10 protein-coding genes are annotated in these 15,674 nt (G+C 55.3%); 5 read left to right on the top strand and 5 right to left on the bottom strand.

Annotated elements, in window-relative coordinates; genetic code table 11:
* Positions 1 to 4 precede the first annotated feature (4 nt).
* The 3 genes from FUA23_RS08255 (at position 5) to FUA23_RS08245 (ending at position 2,977) form a co-directional block, all read left to right on the top strand.
* A complete protein-coding gene (locus tag FUA23_RS08255) occupies positions 5 to 1,198 on the top strand; it encodes a class I SAM-dependent rRNA methyltransferase (protein ID WP_187270937.1) in 1,194 nt (397 codons plus the stop codon).
* Between the two features lie 129 nt (positions 1,199 to 1,327).
* Complete coding sequence (locus FUA23_RS08250; protein ID WP_147930260.1) at positions 1,328 to 2,026, top strand: glycosyltransferase; 699 nt, start codon at positions 1,328 to 1,330, stop codon at positions 2,024 to 2,026.
* A 201-nt stretch (positions 2,027 to 2,227) separates the two neighbouring features.
* On the top strand, positions 2,228 to 2,977 hold the full coding sequence (locus FUA23_RS08245) for a ribonuclease H-like domain-containing protein (RefSeq protein WP_147930259.1): 750 nt from the start codon (positions 2,228 to 2,230) through the stop codon (positions 2,975 to 2,977).
* 26 nt (positions 2,978 to 3,003) lie between these two features.
* Here FUA23_RS08245 and FUA23_RS08240 read toward each other — a convergent pair whose 3' ends face one another.
* Positions 3,004 to 4,557: a glycoside hydrolase family 10 protein gene (locus FUA23_RS08240; RefSeq protein WP_147930258.1), complete on the bottom strand. Its 1,554-nt coding sequence runs from the start codon at positions 4,555 to 4,557 to the stop codon at positions 3,004 to 3,006.
* Positions 4,558 to 4,681: 124 nt separating this feature from the next.
* Between FUA23_RS08240 and FUA23_RS08235 the strand changes: the two genes are divergently transcribed.
* On the top strand, positions 4,682 to 8,239 hold the full coding sequence (locus tag FUA23_RS08235; protein WP_187270936.1) for a M36 family metallopeptidase: 3,558 nt from the start codon (positions 4,682 to 4,684) through the stop codon (positions 8,237 to 8,239).
* Between the two features lie 377 nt (positions 8,240 to 8,616).
* Here the strand turns inward: FUA23_RS08235 and FUA23_RS08230 are convergent, their stop codons facing one another.
* The 4 genes from FUA23_RS08230 to FUA23_RS08215 form a co-directional block, all read right to left on the bottom strand.
* Positions 8,617 to 9,933 (bottom strand): aminopeptidase P family protein, encoded by a 1,317-nt coding sequence (locus FUA23_RS08230; RefSeq protein WP_147930256.1) that lies wholly within the window; start codon positions 9,931 to 9,933, stop codon positions 8,617 to 8,619.
* Positions 9,934 to 10,090: 157 nt separating this feature from the next.
* On the bottom strand, positions 10,091 to 10,828 hold the full coding sequence (lptB, locus tag FUA23_RS08225) for an LPS export ABC transporter ATP-binding protein (protein WP_147930255.1): 738 nt from the start codon (positions 10,826 to 10,828) through the stop codon (positions 10,091 to 10,093).
* Between the two features lie 98 nt (positions 10,829 to 10,926).
* The gene (locus tag FUA23_RS08220; protein WP_147930254.1) at positions 10,927 to 12,057 is read right to left on the bottom strand and encodes a S1C family serine protease; all 1,131 of its coding nucleotides are present in this window, start codon (positions 12,055 to 12,057) and stop codon (positions 10,927 to 10,929) included.
* Positions 12,058 to 12,182: 125 nt separating this feature from the next.
* Positions 12,183 to 13,061, bottom strand: a complete 879-nt coding sequence (locus FUA23_RS08215) for an aldose 1-epimerase family protein (protein ID WP_147930253.1) — start codon at positions 13,059 to 13,061, stop codon at positions 12,183 to 12,185.
* 147 nt (positions 13,062 to 13,208) lie between these two features.
* Here FUA23_RS08215 and FUA23_RS08210 point away from each other — a divergent pair, with 147 nt between their 5' ends.
* A complete protein-coding gene (locus tag FUA23_RS08210; protein WP_319923261.1) occupies positions 13,209 to 15,557 on the top strand; it encodes a CotH kinase family protein in 2,349 nt (782 codons plus the stop codon).
* Positions 15,558 to 15,674 lie beyond the last annotated feature (117 nt).

Raw genomic sequence — 15,674 nt, 5'->3', positions numbered from 1 at the left:
GTCCATGAACCGTTTGCCCGTAACGCTCACCGCCGCAGGTGAGCGCGCCCTTAAATCCGGTCATCCGTGGCTGTTCGATGGCGCAATAGCCAAAATCAAAGGCGAAGGCAAAGCCGGCGACCTCGCGGTGATCTTCAGCTTCAAGAAAAACAAATTCATCGGTGTCGGGCTCTACGACCCCGATTCACCGATCCGGATTCGGGTGTTACACCAGGGTAGCCCGGCGCAGATCAACAACGATTTCTTTCGGGCGCGGACGCAGGATGCAAAGAAGGTTCGGGAGGCATTGCTTGCAACGGACACGAACGGATACCGCCTGCTGCACGGCGAGAACGATGGCTTCCCCGGCCTGGTCGTCGATGTCTACGCCGGCGTCGCCGTCATCAAGGTCTATTCTCCCGTCTGGTTCCCCTGGCTCTCCGGTCTCATCCCGGTCATCGTTGAAGCCGCCGCGGCCGAAACGGCCGTCTTCCGTTGCGCCCGCAACGTAGAAAAAGCCGCCGCGGCTTTGGGCTTTATCGACGGACAGGTCATCCACGGTGAGCTGGCGGACGAAGACGTTGTCTTCCGGGAGCACGGCTTATCTTTTGTCGCCAACGTAGTGCATGGCCATAAAACGGGTTTCTTCCTCGATCACCGCGCCAACCGGCGGCGGATAGGCCAACTGGCAAAAGGTCACGACGTGCTCGACGTCTTCAGCTATGCCGGCGGCTTCAGCGTTCATGCGCTCGGCGGCGGAGCCCGCCGCGTTGTCAGTCTGGACATCAGCGCCCCGGCCCTTGCCATGGCCCGCCGCAACGTCGTCCTGAACTTCGGCGAAGAGCGCCGCCACGAAACCCTGGCCGAAGATGCCTTCGTTGCCCTGGAGCGGATGCAAAAAAAAGGAGAAACCTTCGGCGTCGTCATCGTTGATCCGCCCAGCTTCGCTAAGCGCGAAAAGGAAGTCCCCGGTGCGCTGGATGCTTACCGCCGGATCAATAAACTGGCCGTTCCGCTGGTCGAACCGGGTGGGATTCTGCTCGCTGCCTCCTGTTCGGCGCGGGTGCCTGCAGAGGATTTCTTCCGGGTGGTGGAGGCAGTTCTTACGGCCTCAGGCCGTAAATGGACACTGCTGGAAAAAACTGCGCACGACGACGACCACCCCATCGGGTTCCCCGAAGGAGCTTACCTGAAATCCGGTTATTATCGCCTTAATTAGGCGCCGGGCTAATCCGGAGACTTTATCGTTTTCGTACCTTACGGCATTAGTGCTCCGTCAGGTCGATTATGCCGCAGGCTACTACCACGTTTAGGTTTGACAGAGCACTAGGTTGATCTTAATTCTGATATGCGTTTACACGTTATTACTCCTGCCCTTAACGAAGCAGAAAATCTTCGCTCTTTACTCCCCGTTTTACTCTCAGGTTTACCCCCAGGTAGCCAGATAACCATCGCGGACGGTGGAAGTACGGATGATACCGCAAAGGTGCTCAGTCAGTTCCCCACGGTCAATCATCTGCACTGCAACCGCTGTGGGCGGGCGCAGCAGATGAACGAAGCTGCCCGCCTGAACCAGGACCGCTTCGACGCGGTGTACTTTATCCATGCCGACACCCGGCCCCCCGAAGGTTTCTACGAAGACATCAAAAAGGCAATCTCCGAAGGTTATCCCGTAGGCTGTTACCGCTTCAAGTTCGATATGTGGCACCCCCTGCTTTGGATCAATGCTTATTGTACCCGTTTCAACGGACTGGCCTGCAGGGGCGGCGACCAATCGCTTTACCTGTCGATGCAGACTTTTCAGGAACTTGAAGGTTTCAGGGATATGCGCATTATGGAGGATTATGATATCATCGAGCGAATCTGGGAAAAAGGAATTCCCTTTCGGGTTATTCCCCGCTCGGTAACCGTTTCGGCCCGGAAGTACCGGGCCAACGGATGGTACAAAGTACAAATGGCCAACCTCAAAGTGTTTCGGATGTACAAAGCCGGTGCGCCGGAGGAGGAAATGATCAGCAGGTATCGAACCATGCTCAAGCCATGGTAATAAAAGAAACGATTCATTGCCTCCCCAAAACCCACTTTGCACCTGCGTTTGCGCCCCAATAACCGGAAGATACCAGAAGCCACAAAGTGACACTTCAATTATTTATTATCAAATAAGTAATGTTTTTGCAACAATTCAACTATTTGCTACTAAATGCGTATCTTTGGTAATATCCCTACTGAATACTAAAGTACAGCATTAATGATCGAGCACATCGACGCAACCAAAGTCCTCTTTCTTGACATCGAAACCGTGAGTGGTCGCGCTACTTACAGTGACCTCGACGAAACCTTCCAGTACCTCTGGGGCCTGAAAGCCCCCGGAGTGCTCAAGCGGTACGGCGAAGAACTGACCGAAGAGGAAAACGCAAGCAGTTATATCGATAAAGCCGCTATTTATGCTGAGTTCGGTAAGATCGTCTGCATCAGTGTGGGGGCTGTTTACCGCGATAAAGACAAACGGTTGAAAATTCGACTCAAGTCCTTCGCTGATCGTGACGAAAAAGTACTGTTGCAGGAGTTCAGCGCCATGCTCGACCAGTACTACGGTAATATTCATACCCAGTTCATCTGTGGGCATAACATCAAGGAATTCGACGTGCCGTACATGTGCCGGCGGTTGATCGCTAACCAGCTCCCGCTGCCGAAAATGCTCGACATTGCCGGTAAAAAGCCATGGGAAACCAAGCACCTCCTGGATACAATGGAGCTTTGGAAATTCGGCGATTACAAGTCCTATACTTCCCTGAAACTCCTGGCGGGCGTCCTGGGCTTTCCTACCCCGAAGGACGACATCGACGGCAGTCAGGTTGGCCGCGTGTTCTGGGAGGAAGACGATTTGGAGCGCATTGCTACTTACTGCGAAAAAGACGTGCTGGCCACGGCCCAGCTGTTTTTCCGCTACCAGCTCAAGCCGTTGCTGGAAGATGACCAGGTGCAGGTAGCGGATTAACCGTCCCGCCGGCCTTGAGGCTAAAGCTACCGAACCGAAGCCTGCAGGTTGCCGGACAGTGCCCGGTGGTACCGGTCTAAAGGCACCACAGCATAATCGTACGATACTGCTGCATCCGCAGTTGTATCGTAGTAATGGAGTCGGTGGCACCCCTGGCCATAAGGAGTTATGTGCAGTAGCGTGGTGGGAGTTCCTCCGCCGGAACGATAGACTGCGTAGTAGTACGGTACTTCTTCTTTTGGCAGTTTTTTGTCTACTTCCCACACCAGGAGCATCCCTTTTTCTGTGCGTTTGGGTTTGTAAACTTTCACCTTGCGCATCGTAACGGGGGAGGGGGCAATTCTTTCGGGGAGTAAAGCGGGAGCGGGGTAGACGTCGGCCATACGCTGGGCAAGCCCGAAGGGATTGAGGAGGATGGATTTGGAACTGAAGAAAACGCTGCCACTTACTGCCGGCAGGTTGCGGTTGTAGGCAACTTGATTAGGTAGCTCTTCGAGGGTGTTCCAGGCGTCGGGGTCGGCGGGGTCGGTGCCTACTTTATAGGCTGCGTGGCCGGTGTAGAGCGCAACACTGGCGGGGGTGTTGGCGGCCCACCAGTCGGCGAGCACTTTATAACCGGCCGGAGCGTAGTTCATGCTCCAGTAAAGCTGGGGCAGCAGATAATCGACCGTACCGTTGTTGGCCCAGTGGAGGGCGTCGCCGTAGAGGTCGTCATAGCTGCTGACCGAAGCGCGCGTAGCGCTGCCTCGGACGGGGTCCTGACTTTGGTTGCGCCATACACCGTAAGGGCTGATGCCGAAGTGAATCCAGGGTTTCTTCGCTTTGATTCTGCGGTGGGTTTCTGCGATGAAGGTATTCACGTTGCCGCGGCGCCAGTCGGCCAGTTGCTGGCTACGCCTGTAACGGGCGAAGGTTTCCCGATCAGGGAAGGGCTGCCCGGCGGCGGGGTAGGGGTAGAAGTAATCATCGAAATGGATACCATCGAGGTCATAATTACTGATCAGTTCGTCGATCACTTCGCCGAGATGAGCGCGCACTTCGGGCAGGCCGGGATCCAGGTAGCGCCGGCCATTGTAGGCGCGGACCCATTCGGGGTGGGTGTTCAGCAGGTGGTTGGGGGCTTTGTCGAGACTGTCCATCGTCATCGCAACGCGGTAGGGGTTCACCCATGCGTGCAGTTCGATGCCCTGCGCATGGGCAGTTTTGATCATGTAGGCCAGAGGGTCGAAATCGCTGACCGGGGCTTTGCCCTGTACGCCGGTGAGCCATTCGCTCCAGGGGGCCAGACTGCTGGGGTAAATCGCATCTCCGGCGGGGCGAACTTGTACAAAAATTGCGTTCATGCCCGCCTGACGCAGCCGGTAGAGCTGGCTTTTAAAATCAGCCTGCAGGGTTGCAGCACTCGGGGTAGGGTTTTGTGGGTAATCAATGTTCAGGACGGTAGCCATCCAAACTGCCCGGAGTTCGCGGTCGGCAGTTTCGTTTTGCAGTATTGTATGCTGGGCGCGGCCGCAGGTGCAGAGAAAGGCTATGAAAAGCAAGGTAAAGAGGCATCGCCGGCTGATTAAAGTGTCTTCCATACTCCGAAGTACCGACAAATATTTAACATTTTCTCATTCCGGCTATTATATGGATAGTTGGTGCAACAATCATTTCTTAGCTTTGGGAGCCAATTCACATAATATTTCACTGTTCAAATCTAGTATGAAAAGAATATTAACTTCCGTTCTCCTACTCTTGCTGGGAGCAACCACTACCCTCATTGCTCAGGCTGATGGCAAAATTGCCCTCGATTACCTCCAGAAAGAGTACGCCTCCTTCGGCCTCGAAGCGGCCGACATCGATGATCTCCGGATCACCGACAACTACGTCAGCCCCAGTGGCACCCGGCACATCTACGTCGTGCAGCAACTGCACGGCTTGCCGCTGCTTAACGCTCAGGCTTCGCTTCACTTCCGTAACGATAAGCTGGTGCACCGCACGAGCGATCTCGCTACCGGCCTTGCCGCAGTTCCTTACCCTGCACCGGCGTTGAGCGCCCAAGCAGCTATCGCAACGGCGGTAAATGCGGTGACTCCTGCCTTCGGGAACCCCGTAGCAATAGGAGCCGACGGTGATGAGGCTCTGTTCAGCTGGACTGCTGCCAGCCCGGAACCCATCCGGGCCAAGACCGCTTATTACGTGACCAAAGCCGGCCTCCGCCTCGCTTACCGCGTGATGATCGATCGGCATGCTGCCGATTCCGACATCTGGTACGTAGTGATCGATGCTGAAACCGGTGATGTCCTGCAACGGGCGAATCAGGTGCTGAAGTGTGACTTCGGAACCCCGAATCATCAGCACAACTACGACAATGCCTGCGCCAACGTAACCGCAAAAGCACTGCCCGTAAGCGAGCAGATGTTCGAAAGCGCCGTAGCCGAAGAAAGCCGCTACCACGTTTTTCGGTTCGGTGTTGAATCGCCACTGCACGGTGTGCGGACGCAAGAGAAAAGCCCCGCTGACCCGGTTGCATCTCCCTTCGGATGGCACGATACCAACGGCGTTGATGGCCCTGAATACACCACCACTCGGGGTAACAATACTTATGCTTATCCGGATACAGACGGCGACGATGTAGTGGAAACCGATGTAGTTGCCGACGGCGGAGACAGCCTCGTTTTCGATTTCTTTTTTGCTGACGAGATTGCGGATGATAATATCGATACCCTCCTGCCCGCTGCGATGGTACAGACCTTCTACCTGACCAACAAGATGCACGACTGGATGTATCACGCAGGATTCAACGAAGACGCTGGTAACTTCCAGCGCACTAACTACACGGGAGAAGGCCTTGACCGCGACGAGGTTCGGGTTGAAGTTCAGGACGGTTCCGGAACCAACAACGCCAACTTCTCTACTCCTTCCGACGGAAGCAGTGGAACTATGCAAATGTTTCTTTGGACGGCCGGAGCCAGCAGAATGCAGGTGAATACGCCCGCTACAATTGCTGGGCCGTACACTACTGGTGAGGCGCTGTTCGGTACGGCAATCGGGTCTATCCCGGTAACCGGCCAGGTTGCTATTTCTGACCCCGCCATTGGTTGTACTGAAATTACGAATGACCTGACGGGCAAAATCGCTCTGATTACCCGGGGAGAGTGTAACTTCTCCCTCAAGGTGTACAACGCCCAGGAGGCAGGTGCCATCGGTGTGATTATTTGTAACGATGCCATGGCCGGTGAAGAGCGGGGTGGAATCATCAATATGAGTGACGGTAACCCTGAGCTCACCATCAATATCCCGAGTGTATTCATCACTTTCGAGGACTGCGTGAACCTGCGCAACACCGTTGCCGCAGGCGACAGTGTTTCGGTAACGTTTCAATTTTTGCCTCCTCCCCCGCGTGACGGAGATTTCGATAATGGTATTGTTGCCCACGAAATGGGGCACGGCGTTTCTACCCGTTTGGTAGGAGGACCTAATAACGTTACCTGTCTTTTCAACGACGAGCAGATGGGAGAAGGCTGGTCTGATTTCTTTAGTCTCTCTTCTACTCCACGGACCATTGAGGATATGCCCGACGGCACCGAGGCGCGCGGTATCGGTAACTACGCCACCCGTGGAGCAATCACTGGCCTTGGTATTCGTAACCAACCGTACTCTACCGACTTCGCTGTGAATAACCATACACTAGACGATATTATCATTACGGGGACGAGTGTCCACGATCTCGGCGAGATATGGGGGACCATGCTCTGGGATCTGTGGTGGGCCATGACCGACGAGTATGGCTACGACGACGACCTCATTACCGGAACCGGCGGCAACAACCTTGCCGTTGAATTGGTGGTTGAAGGGATGAAACTGACCAAATGCCGCCCGGGACTGATCGACGGTCGCGACGGTATTCTGGCCGCAGACTTAGACCTCAACGATGGTGCTAACCAGTGTTTGATCTGGGAAGTATTTGCCCGCCGTGGCGTTGGGTTCTCTGCCCGCCAGGGAGACACCAACAACCGTACCGATGGCCGGGAGGCTTTCGATCTCAATCCCGCTTGTACTGGGGGAATGAATCTGGTAAAGACCGTAGACGAAAACACCGTTAACGCTGGCGAAGGAGTTACCTACACCCTTGCTGCAACCAGTTACCGCGTTGAGGATACCGAGGATATTGTGATCACCGATGTTGTTCCTGACGGAATGATAATCGATCCTGCTTCCGTTCGTGGCGCCGATGACTTCACCATCGATGGCCAAACGATCACCTTCAATCTGGGAACAATGAGTTTCGAAGACGAAGAGATTATCCGCTACTCTGTTTCTACCGATCCTTCCGTTGGTTCGGTCCAGACTTACTTCGATGGTGCCGAAAACGGTGACGACGATTGGTTTGCACTCAGCCTCAACGATGACCCGACCATCATTGAGTTTTTCTGGGAACAAACCGATACGACTCCTTTCATGGGAGACCTTGCCTACTACGTTGCCAATACAGGGACAACCCAGGATCAGGTGCTTACATCCGCTGAGCCTTTTGCTGTGACGGGTGAAAACCCCGTCATGCGCTTCTTTACCAAGTACGATACTGAAGCAGGATGGGATGCCGGAATCATTGAGGTGAGCACCGACAATACAAACTGGGAAGTTGTAGGAGACCAGATCGTTCGTGGTTACTACCGGGGAGACGTTAGCCCGAATGGCTCCGCCGCCCTGCTGAATACTGAATCTTTTTGGGGTTTCAGCGGAGATGAGCCGGATGCCACAACTGGTGACTACCGTGAAATCATTGTTGACCTGAGTGAATTTGTTGGTCAGGATGTTTCTGTTCGCTACCGTTTCATCTCTGATGCCGAAGTGAGTGGAACTGGTTGGTGGATCGATGATATCGAAATGCTGAACGCGAAAAACTACGAAAGCACTGCCACCCTTACTTCAAGCGCTGGAGACAACCTCACGGCCGAAGTTGGTGACTACGGCGTACTCGTTCTGAACGCAGTCATTGACGACGTGAACGACCCGGCACTGGGAGAAACGAAAGTAAACGTATACCCGAACCCCGCCAAGGAGTTCGTGACGGTAAACGTAACCAGCGAGCGCGCTGGCTCCGCCACCGTTCAACTCCTCACTATCGACGGGCGCGTACTGCGCAACGAACAGATGAACCTTATCGCAGGCGGAGGACGTACCACAATCAATACAGCTGACGTTCCGGCAGGTATCTACGTAGTGCAGGTGACCGGTGCTAACCGGGTCAGCACAACGAAAGTTACGATCAACTAAGAGACCACCGGTCGCCGCTCACTCCGTGAGTAAGCGGTTGCCGTGCTCTCCGAGCACGGGGCCTGCCTTTTGACCTGATCGAATTCGAGACAGCTCTACCGGAAGCCGGTAGAGCTGTCTTGTTTTTTATAGAGGATAGAAGAGTCGCATCCGGAGGCTGCTCTTACCGCTTGCACACGGCGTGTGCATCGACCGGGGGACTACCCAGGGCTGACGCATAGGATTCGATTTTAAGCTTTTGGCTCGAGATCATAGTTGAAGCCTAAGAGCTTACAACCCAAAACGCGTAGCGTTTTCACTAGCCCATCCCCCGTGGGGAGGGGTTGGGGTGGGGGTTTAACACGGCTTAACTAGCCTATGCGTCAGCCCTGGGGGGACTACCCCAGTACCCGATGCCCACTTGCTGTAACCACCACATTGTCCTCTAACCGGATGCCGCCGAAATTGCGGTAAGCATCGAGGGCTGCGAAGTTGATGAAGTCGGCGCAGGTACCGTCTGCCGCCCAGCGGTCGATAAGGGCCGGGATGAAGTAAATACCAGGCTCTACGGTAAGTGCGTAGCCCTCCTGAAGCTCTTTGCCCAGCCGCAGGCTGCGGGTGCCGAACTGGGTGCTGCGCTTCACCTTATCGTCGTAGCCAACGAGGTCTTCGCCGAGGTCCTCCATGTCGTGAACGTCAAGGCCGATCATGTGGCCGAGGCCGTGGGGCATAAACAAGGCGTGAGCTCCGGCGGCAACTGCTTCGTCGACGTCGCCTTTCATCAGGCCCACCTCTTTGAGGCCGGAGGCGATGATGCGGCCAGCGTTAAGGTGAACAGATTGGTAAGTAATCCCCGGCTGAAGCGCGGCGGTGCTGTCCGTGAGGGCCTTCTGCACGATGTCGTAAATATCCTGCTGTTGGGTGGTCATGTCTGCCCCGACGGCGAAGGTGCGGGTGATGTCTCCGGCGTAGCCGGAAGGCGTTTCGGCTCCGGCATCGATGAGCAGGAGGTCTCCTTTTTGCAGGGTGTTGCCGTGGTAATGGTTGTGGAGAACGTGACCGTTGCGGGTCACGATTGCGGGGTAGGAGAGACGTCCGTCGGCGGAGATGGCGATGCCTTCGATGATACCTGCGACTTCGGCTTCGAGCTGGCCGGGCGCGGCGTGAGCCCGCGCGGCGGCGTGCATCTTCATGCTGGTCATTACCGCAAGGTCCATTTGTACCAGTTCCTCGGCGGATTTAACGGAGCGCAGCGCAATCACTGCTCTTATCAATCCCTCGTCTGCACCTGCTGCCGAGCCCAAATGTTCGGCGATGAAGGTCTTGCGCTCGGCCCGGTAAGGAGGCAGGAAGCGTACTTCTTTGGCGTGTTTCTTCAGCAGGGTGGATAGCTCCGCCTGGGTTCCTCCTCGCGTCGCGCCGATGCGCTCAGCGAGTTCTGCAATGCTCGGCTGCGCACCCATCCAAACTACATGATCGAGGCTGATGTCATCGCCCCACAACTTGCTTTCGCCCGATGCTCCGTCGATGGTGAGCGCCAGATCAGGAATATTGTGGCCGGCGAAGTACCGGAAACTGCTGTCCTGGCGAAAGGGATACGTGTTGTCCGCACAGTTCATGGGGGCTTCCCGGTTGCCGGGAAGAAAAATGAGGCCGGAGGGAATGAGTGCAGCCAGATCGTGGCGGCGTTGCTGGTAGGTTTGGGCTGGGAACATGCTATTGTTTTCGGTGGAGGAGTTTTACTCCGACTTTATCTCGTAAAGGTATGTTTTCGGTGGAGGAATTGTATTCCGACTCTACCTCGTAAAGGTATTGACCTTTGAGTTTTCGGGTATTAGAAGCAGGAGTTGTTGGGGTACAACTCCTCCGCCATTAACCAATCACCTGCCGACGCAGCTCAAAGTTCTTACCCAAATACACCTTGCGGACCATCTCGTCGGCCGCCAGTTCTTCGGCGGTTCCTGCTTTCAGGATGGCCCCTTCAAACATGAGGTAGGCGCGGTCGGTGATGTTGAGCGTGGCCTGCACGTCGTGGTCGGTAATCAGGATGCCGATGTTTTTGGTTCGCAGTTTCGCGACGATGCTCTGGATGTCTTCCACCGCAATTGGGTCGATGCCCGCGAAGGGTTCGTCCAGCAGAATGAAGCTGGGATCGGTGGCCAGCGCGCGGGCAATCTCGGTGCGGCGGCGCTCGCCGCCGGAAAGGGTGTCACCGTTACTGCGGCGTACTTTCTCGAGACTGAATTCTTCGATCAACCCTTCGAGTTTGGCTTCGCGTTCGGCCTTGTTCAGGTTGGTCATTTCCAGTACGGCGTAAATGTTGTCCTCAACGGCCAGCTTACGGAATACGGACGCTTCCTGGGGCAGGTAACCGATGCCGAGTTGCGCCCGTTTGTACATCGGCATTTTGGTGATGTCGCGCTCGTCGAGGTAAACATTGCCCTGGTTGGGTTTTATGAAGCCCACTGTCATGTAAAAAGTAGTCGTCTTACCTGCGCCGTTAGGTCCCAATAAGCCTACAATTTCTCCACGATCGACGTAAAGAGAGACGTCTTTTACCACCGTTCTGGAACCGTATTTTTTGTAGAGATTTTTGCTGCTTAGGCGCATATGAAAAAGGATTGAGTAACTAAATAATAGCTGGCGCGGCTTACGTTGATGTTGCCGGGCTGAACGTTGGCCCGGTTTGCTTTTAGCGACGAGTGCTTTCAGTCGATTAAAGGAACGACGACTTCAACTTCGGATCCGTTCCTTACTACGGTCAACTTTAACGTTTCTCCCACTCTGGCCCGACCGATGAGCTCGGTTAATTCGGGTAAGTCGCGGATGGTTCGTTTACCGACCCGCACGATCAGGTCGTCGACTTTCAGCCCTGCCGCGGCGGCGGAGCCGCCGGCAAAGATAGCGTCGATCACGACACCTTCGGTACGGTTGTTGAGGCCAAGGCGCTGCTGGTCTGAATTAGTGAAGGTGGAAATCTCGACACCGAGAAACGCACGGCGGTAGCTGCCGTAGGCAATGATGTCGTCGGCAATGCGCTGCACCAGATTACTGGGAATCGCAAAGCTGTAGCCCTGAAACTTTCCGGTTTGCGAAGCGATCGCGGTGTTGATGCCAGCCAGTTTGCCATCGGCGGTTACCAAGGCTCCGCCGGAATTTCCGGGGTTCACGGCTGCGTCGGTTTGCAGGAAACTTTCGATGGCGTCGAGGTCGGAGAGCAGGTTAATACTCCGGCCACGAGCACTGACGATACCTGCCGTGACGGTGCTGGTAAGACCAAAAGGATTGCCGACGGCCAGCACCCATGCGCCGGGCTCTACGGCGTCGGAATCAGCTAATTTCAGGTACGGAAGGTCTTTGCCGTCGATGCGTAGAACGGCCAGGTCCGATTTTGGATCTTCGCCAACCAGACTGGCGGGGTAGGTCTTGCGGTCGGTTGTGGTTACGGTGATGTCCGTGGCGTTGGCCACGACGTGGTGGTTGGTAACGATGTAGCCGCCAGACGTGTAAATAACCCCGGAGCCCTCTCCTTCGCGCGGCTTACGGCTGGGTGGTTTTTCGCTGAAGAGGGCTTTAACCGCCTCCCGCTGACGGTCTTTTGTGAAAGCCTTTATGTGTACAACTGCGGGGATGGCCAGGCGGGCGGCGGGGCGGAGGTCCAACGGGGCGGGTAATTCTTCCGCTGGGCTTCCTTGTGCTACCAATAAGGGCGCGGCCGCAGGTGCAATGGAAGCTTGAGAAGCGAGGGCCGGTCGGCCATCATTCAAACCAACGACCAAAGCCGCAGCCGCAACGCCACCGATCAATGCCGCCAGAAAAAGATGGAAAAACTGTTTCATTGAAACGCTTGAAGGTGCGGAAGTGTCTCCGGTTCAGAGTTCAGTAAAGACAACGCAGGGGGCAGCGAAGAGGTTGTGAATACACGGCCTGGTAGCGTCTCCCGCCTGATTCCCGCACTCTCGACTTACAACACCTTGATGTCGTACGACATCACGTAGCTCTCGTTTGCGGCCAGTTCGATGATGCCTTCTTTATTCTTGAATACCCCGTCGGAATCCTCAAAATCCGCCAGGCCGATCCACGGCTCGATGCAGACGAAGTTGCCGTTGGGTTTGGCCCATACGCCGAGGTGTGTCCAGCCGGCATAGTCTACCTTGAGGAGCGGACCATTGATTTTGCTTTCCAGAACGACACTGCGGGAGTTGAGGTCGCGAAAGACGAGAGCGTCGTTGGCAAACAGCTCGTGGCTGAGGGGTAATATGTTGCCCTTCTCCCAGGGGACGGGGCGGGTCGCTGTGGTAAGCGTACCATCCTCTTTCACGATGTGGGAGGCTGAAGTCTCGTCGTGCTCAAACCGGAGGAAATGTGCGTCGTACGGATCGTGATCGTGTAAGGGTACGCGAAAAGCAGGGTGCCCGCCCAGGCAGAAGTACATCGGCTCGGTACCCAGGTTCTGAACCTCATGGTAAATGATCACATGCTCGTTCCTTACCCGGAAGGTAATCCGGAAGTCGAAGTCATATGGGTACTCCTCTTTTGTTTTTTCGCTCGAAGAAAGCCGGAAGGTAATCCGGTCGTCAGACTGGGAATAAAGCTCGAGGTTTTCGTTGTTGCGGATGATACCGTGCTTGGTGATGGCAAATTGCTCGCCATTAATTTCGGTTGTCCCGTTTTTGAGTTTTCCGATTATTGGAAAGAGAACAGGAGCATGGCTGCCCCACACGGCGGGGTCGGCTTGCCACATGTATTCTTTTCCTGAATCAAGGTTAACGAGACTTGAGAGTTCCGCACCGACCTGATCGACGGTTATACGGATACGGTGATTTTCTACGGAGTGGCGCATAGTACCAATTCTTGGTTTTTTGGTGTTAACACATGAAGAGGCGAAATGTCAGTTGAGCGGGCTATCTTTCGGATATTACCTTGAAGTTATCCTGATTTGCGCGTATTCGCCCGTTTGATTTTGCTGGTTCTGCTGAGTTGTTGCTTCGTGCCCGGTCGAAGTACCCTCCGGGCGCGAGCGGTGCCAACACTCTCCGAATGGGAGCCTGGATTGGAGGGCGATGCTGTTTCTCGGTCAGCTCGCAGCCAGAGGCTGCTTCGACCGGGGGCTGGTTTTTACGCCCGCTCCGTGACCGTTACTTTGCCGGATAGGGTTCGGTATACACTGGATGGGAGTACGCCGACCAAGGCCTCTTTGCTCTCTGAGGGAGAAATAACTATCAGGAAAACGACTGTCCTTCGCTACGCCGCGTTTAACGCGGATGGCAAGCGGACCTCTCCGGTTGCGGGCGCAACCTATTTCATCGGCGAGCCCCGCAGCCGTTTGCTTACCCTCAGTATAGGAATCGACCCATGGCGACTATTCGATCCCGCCAACGGCTGGTTCAAGCCCGGATATGGTGCGGACCCCGGTCACTGGAAGCAACCCGGAGCAAACTGGTGGACAAGCAGGGAGCACCCTGCCCATCTCGATCTTATCGAACCGGAAGGAGCCAACAACGAAAGAAGTGTCTTCAGCGGAACCACGGGCTTCCGGATGTTTGGAGGGATGAGTCGTCTGCACCCGCAAAAGTCTTTCTCCATATCAGCCCGGAAAAAATACGGCGAAAAGCGGATCAGGCACCAGCTCTTCGGCAAAAACGGAGCCGATTCTTTCAAGTTTCTCGTGGCCCGCAACGCGGGCTCAGACTGGAACCGGTCTTATATCCGGGATGTACTACTGACCGGTCTGCTGCAGGACGAAAGCTGGGACCTGGAACGCCAGGCCGGACGCCCGGTGCAGGTGTACATCAACGGAGAATACTGGGGCATTTACCATCTGCGGGAAAAAATCAACGCCCGCTTCCTGTCTGACCGCCACCCGGAAGTGGACAAAGACAAACTCGATCTGATTGAACACGAGCATACCGTAAAGCAGGGAAGCATCGGTGAATACCAGAAACTTCGATCTTTCGTAGAGAGTAAAGACCTTAGTAATCCGGAAAATTACCGCCGCCTGGGAAGAATGATGGATATCGATAATTACCAGCGCCTGCAGATTGCTCAGACTTATTTCGATAACCGGGACGCCGGCGGTAACATCAGGTACTGGAAACCGAAGACAGCCGGAAGCCGTTGGCGCTGGATACTCTACGATGTGGACCAGGGTTTCGGACTCCATCAGGAGGAGGGGTACTTGCGGAATACCCTGGAGTTCTACACCGAAGCCAACGGTCCCGCCTGGCCCAACCCACCGTGGAGCACCCTGTTTCAACGAAAGCTGTTAGCCAACACCGAATACCGCCGCTACTTCGTGAACAGGACGCTCGACTATTTACATACCGATTTCGCTCCGGTTACCGTTGCGGCTGCCATTGAGCGCAGGGTTGCCGCCCTGGAGCACGATATGCCCCGGCAATTGAAGCGTTGGAAGGGTAAGGAGAAAAACTGGCGGATTCACCTCGATCGCATCCGTGCCTTTGGGGAAAACAGACCAGCTCACCTGCGGGAGCACCTCCGTGAATACTTCGGTGCCGGAGGCGACCGGATGGTAACCATCGTTGCAACGCCTGGTGGTTACATTGAAGTCAACAAGAACATCAGGGTGGACGAGGAGCGGTACAAAGGGACGTACTTCCAAAACTTCCCCTTGCACCTGCGCACCGTCGCCCATAATGGCTTTCGGTTAAGCGAGGCGAACAGCCAGGTCGTGAAACGATCGGCCGGCCCGGAAGGGTACGCGCTGGACCTGAACGCAGAGCGCAGTTATCACTTCGAAGCTGCCTTCGAACCCTATGACCACCCGTTGATCGATCAGGTGATCTTCAATGAGGTATGCCCGCGAAGCAAAGCCAGCGGAGACTGGGTAGAGCTCTACAACCGTACTGAAGAAACGGTGGACCTGACCGGCTGGCGGCTCACCGATCATCACCACGAAACACGTCTGCCCTCTGCCCGCATAGATCCGGGAGACTACCTTGTCGTCTGCCGCGATATAGCCCGTTTCAGGGAAACATACCCCTTCGCCCATAACGTGATTGAAGGACTTCCCTTCGGGATCGACAAAAAGAGAGAAAAGCTTGCATTGTACAGCTCGCAAGGAGCCTATGTAAACGCAATTGCTTTTGAAGTCGAAGAACCTGATACGGCCTACGTTCAGGCACTTGTTCTGCCCGGACTGGACAATACGGATGTCCGGCACTGGGCCTTGCAAAGCGGAGAAGGGACACCCTGTGCCGCCAACCCGGAATACCTGGAAACGGCCGTCATTTCCCGCCAGGGATACTGGCTGCGGATCGGCGTTGGGGTGGGCGTACTGCTGCTGGTCGGGCTCGTCCGCGGAATGCGGGGAGAGTAAAATGCAGGAAGAAAACTGCAAAATGTGTGCGTCACAAGACGGACTGCTGGACTGAACTCGTTCGCAGGTTCAGTATTCTAACTTCTGCACTCTGCTCTCTGCATTCTGCACTCTGTC

This window comes from Neolewinella aurantiaca, assembly GCF_008014675.1.
In the GTDB taxonomy this organism is placed as follows: domain Bacteria; phylum Bacteroidota; class Bacteroidia; order Chitinophagales; family Saprospiraceae; genus Neolewinella; species Neolewinella aurantiaca.
This window is presented reverse-complemented; position numbering and strand designations above follow the sequence as displayed.

Coding starts and splice junctions, on each gene's coding strand:
- FUA23_RS08255 (WP_187270937.1), top strand. CDS start 5: ATGAACCGTTTGCCCGTAACGCTCACCGCCGCAGGTGAGCGCGCCCTT.
- FUA23_RS08250 (WP_147930260.1), top strand. CDS start 1,328: ATGCGTTTACACGTTATTACTCCTGCCCTTAACGAAGCAGAAAATCTT.
- FUA23_RS08245 (WP_147930259.1), top strand. CDS start 2,228: ATGATCGAGCACATCGACGCAACCAAAGTCCTCTTTCTTGACATCGAA.
- FUA23_RS08240 (WP_147930258.1), bottom strand. CDS start 4,557: ATGGAAGACACTTTAATCAGCCGGCGATGCCTCTTTACCTTGCTTTTC.
- FUA23_RS08235 (WP_187270936.1), top strand. CDS start 4,682: ATGAAAAGAATATTAACTTCCGTTCTCCTACTCTTGCTGGGAGCAACC.
- FUA23_RS08230 (WP_147930256.1), bottom strand. CDS start 9,933: ATGTTCCCAGCCCAAACCTACCAGCAACGCCGCCACGATCTGGCTGCA.
- lptB (WP_147930255.1), bottom strand. CDS start 10,828: ATGCGCCTAAGCAGCAAAAATCTCTACAAAAAATACGGTTCCAGAACG.
- FUA23_RS08220 (WP_147930254.1), bottom strand. CDS start 12,057: ATGAAACAGTTTTTCCATCTTTTTCTGGCGGCATTGATCGGTGGCGTT.
- FUA23_RS08215 (WP_147930253.1), bottom strand. CDS start 13,061: ATGCGCCACTCCGTAGAAAATCACCGTATCCGTATAACCGTCGATCAG.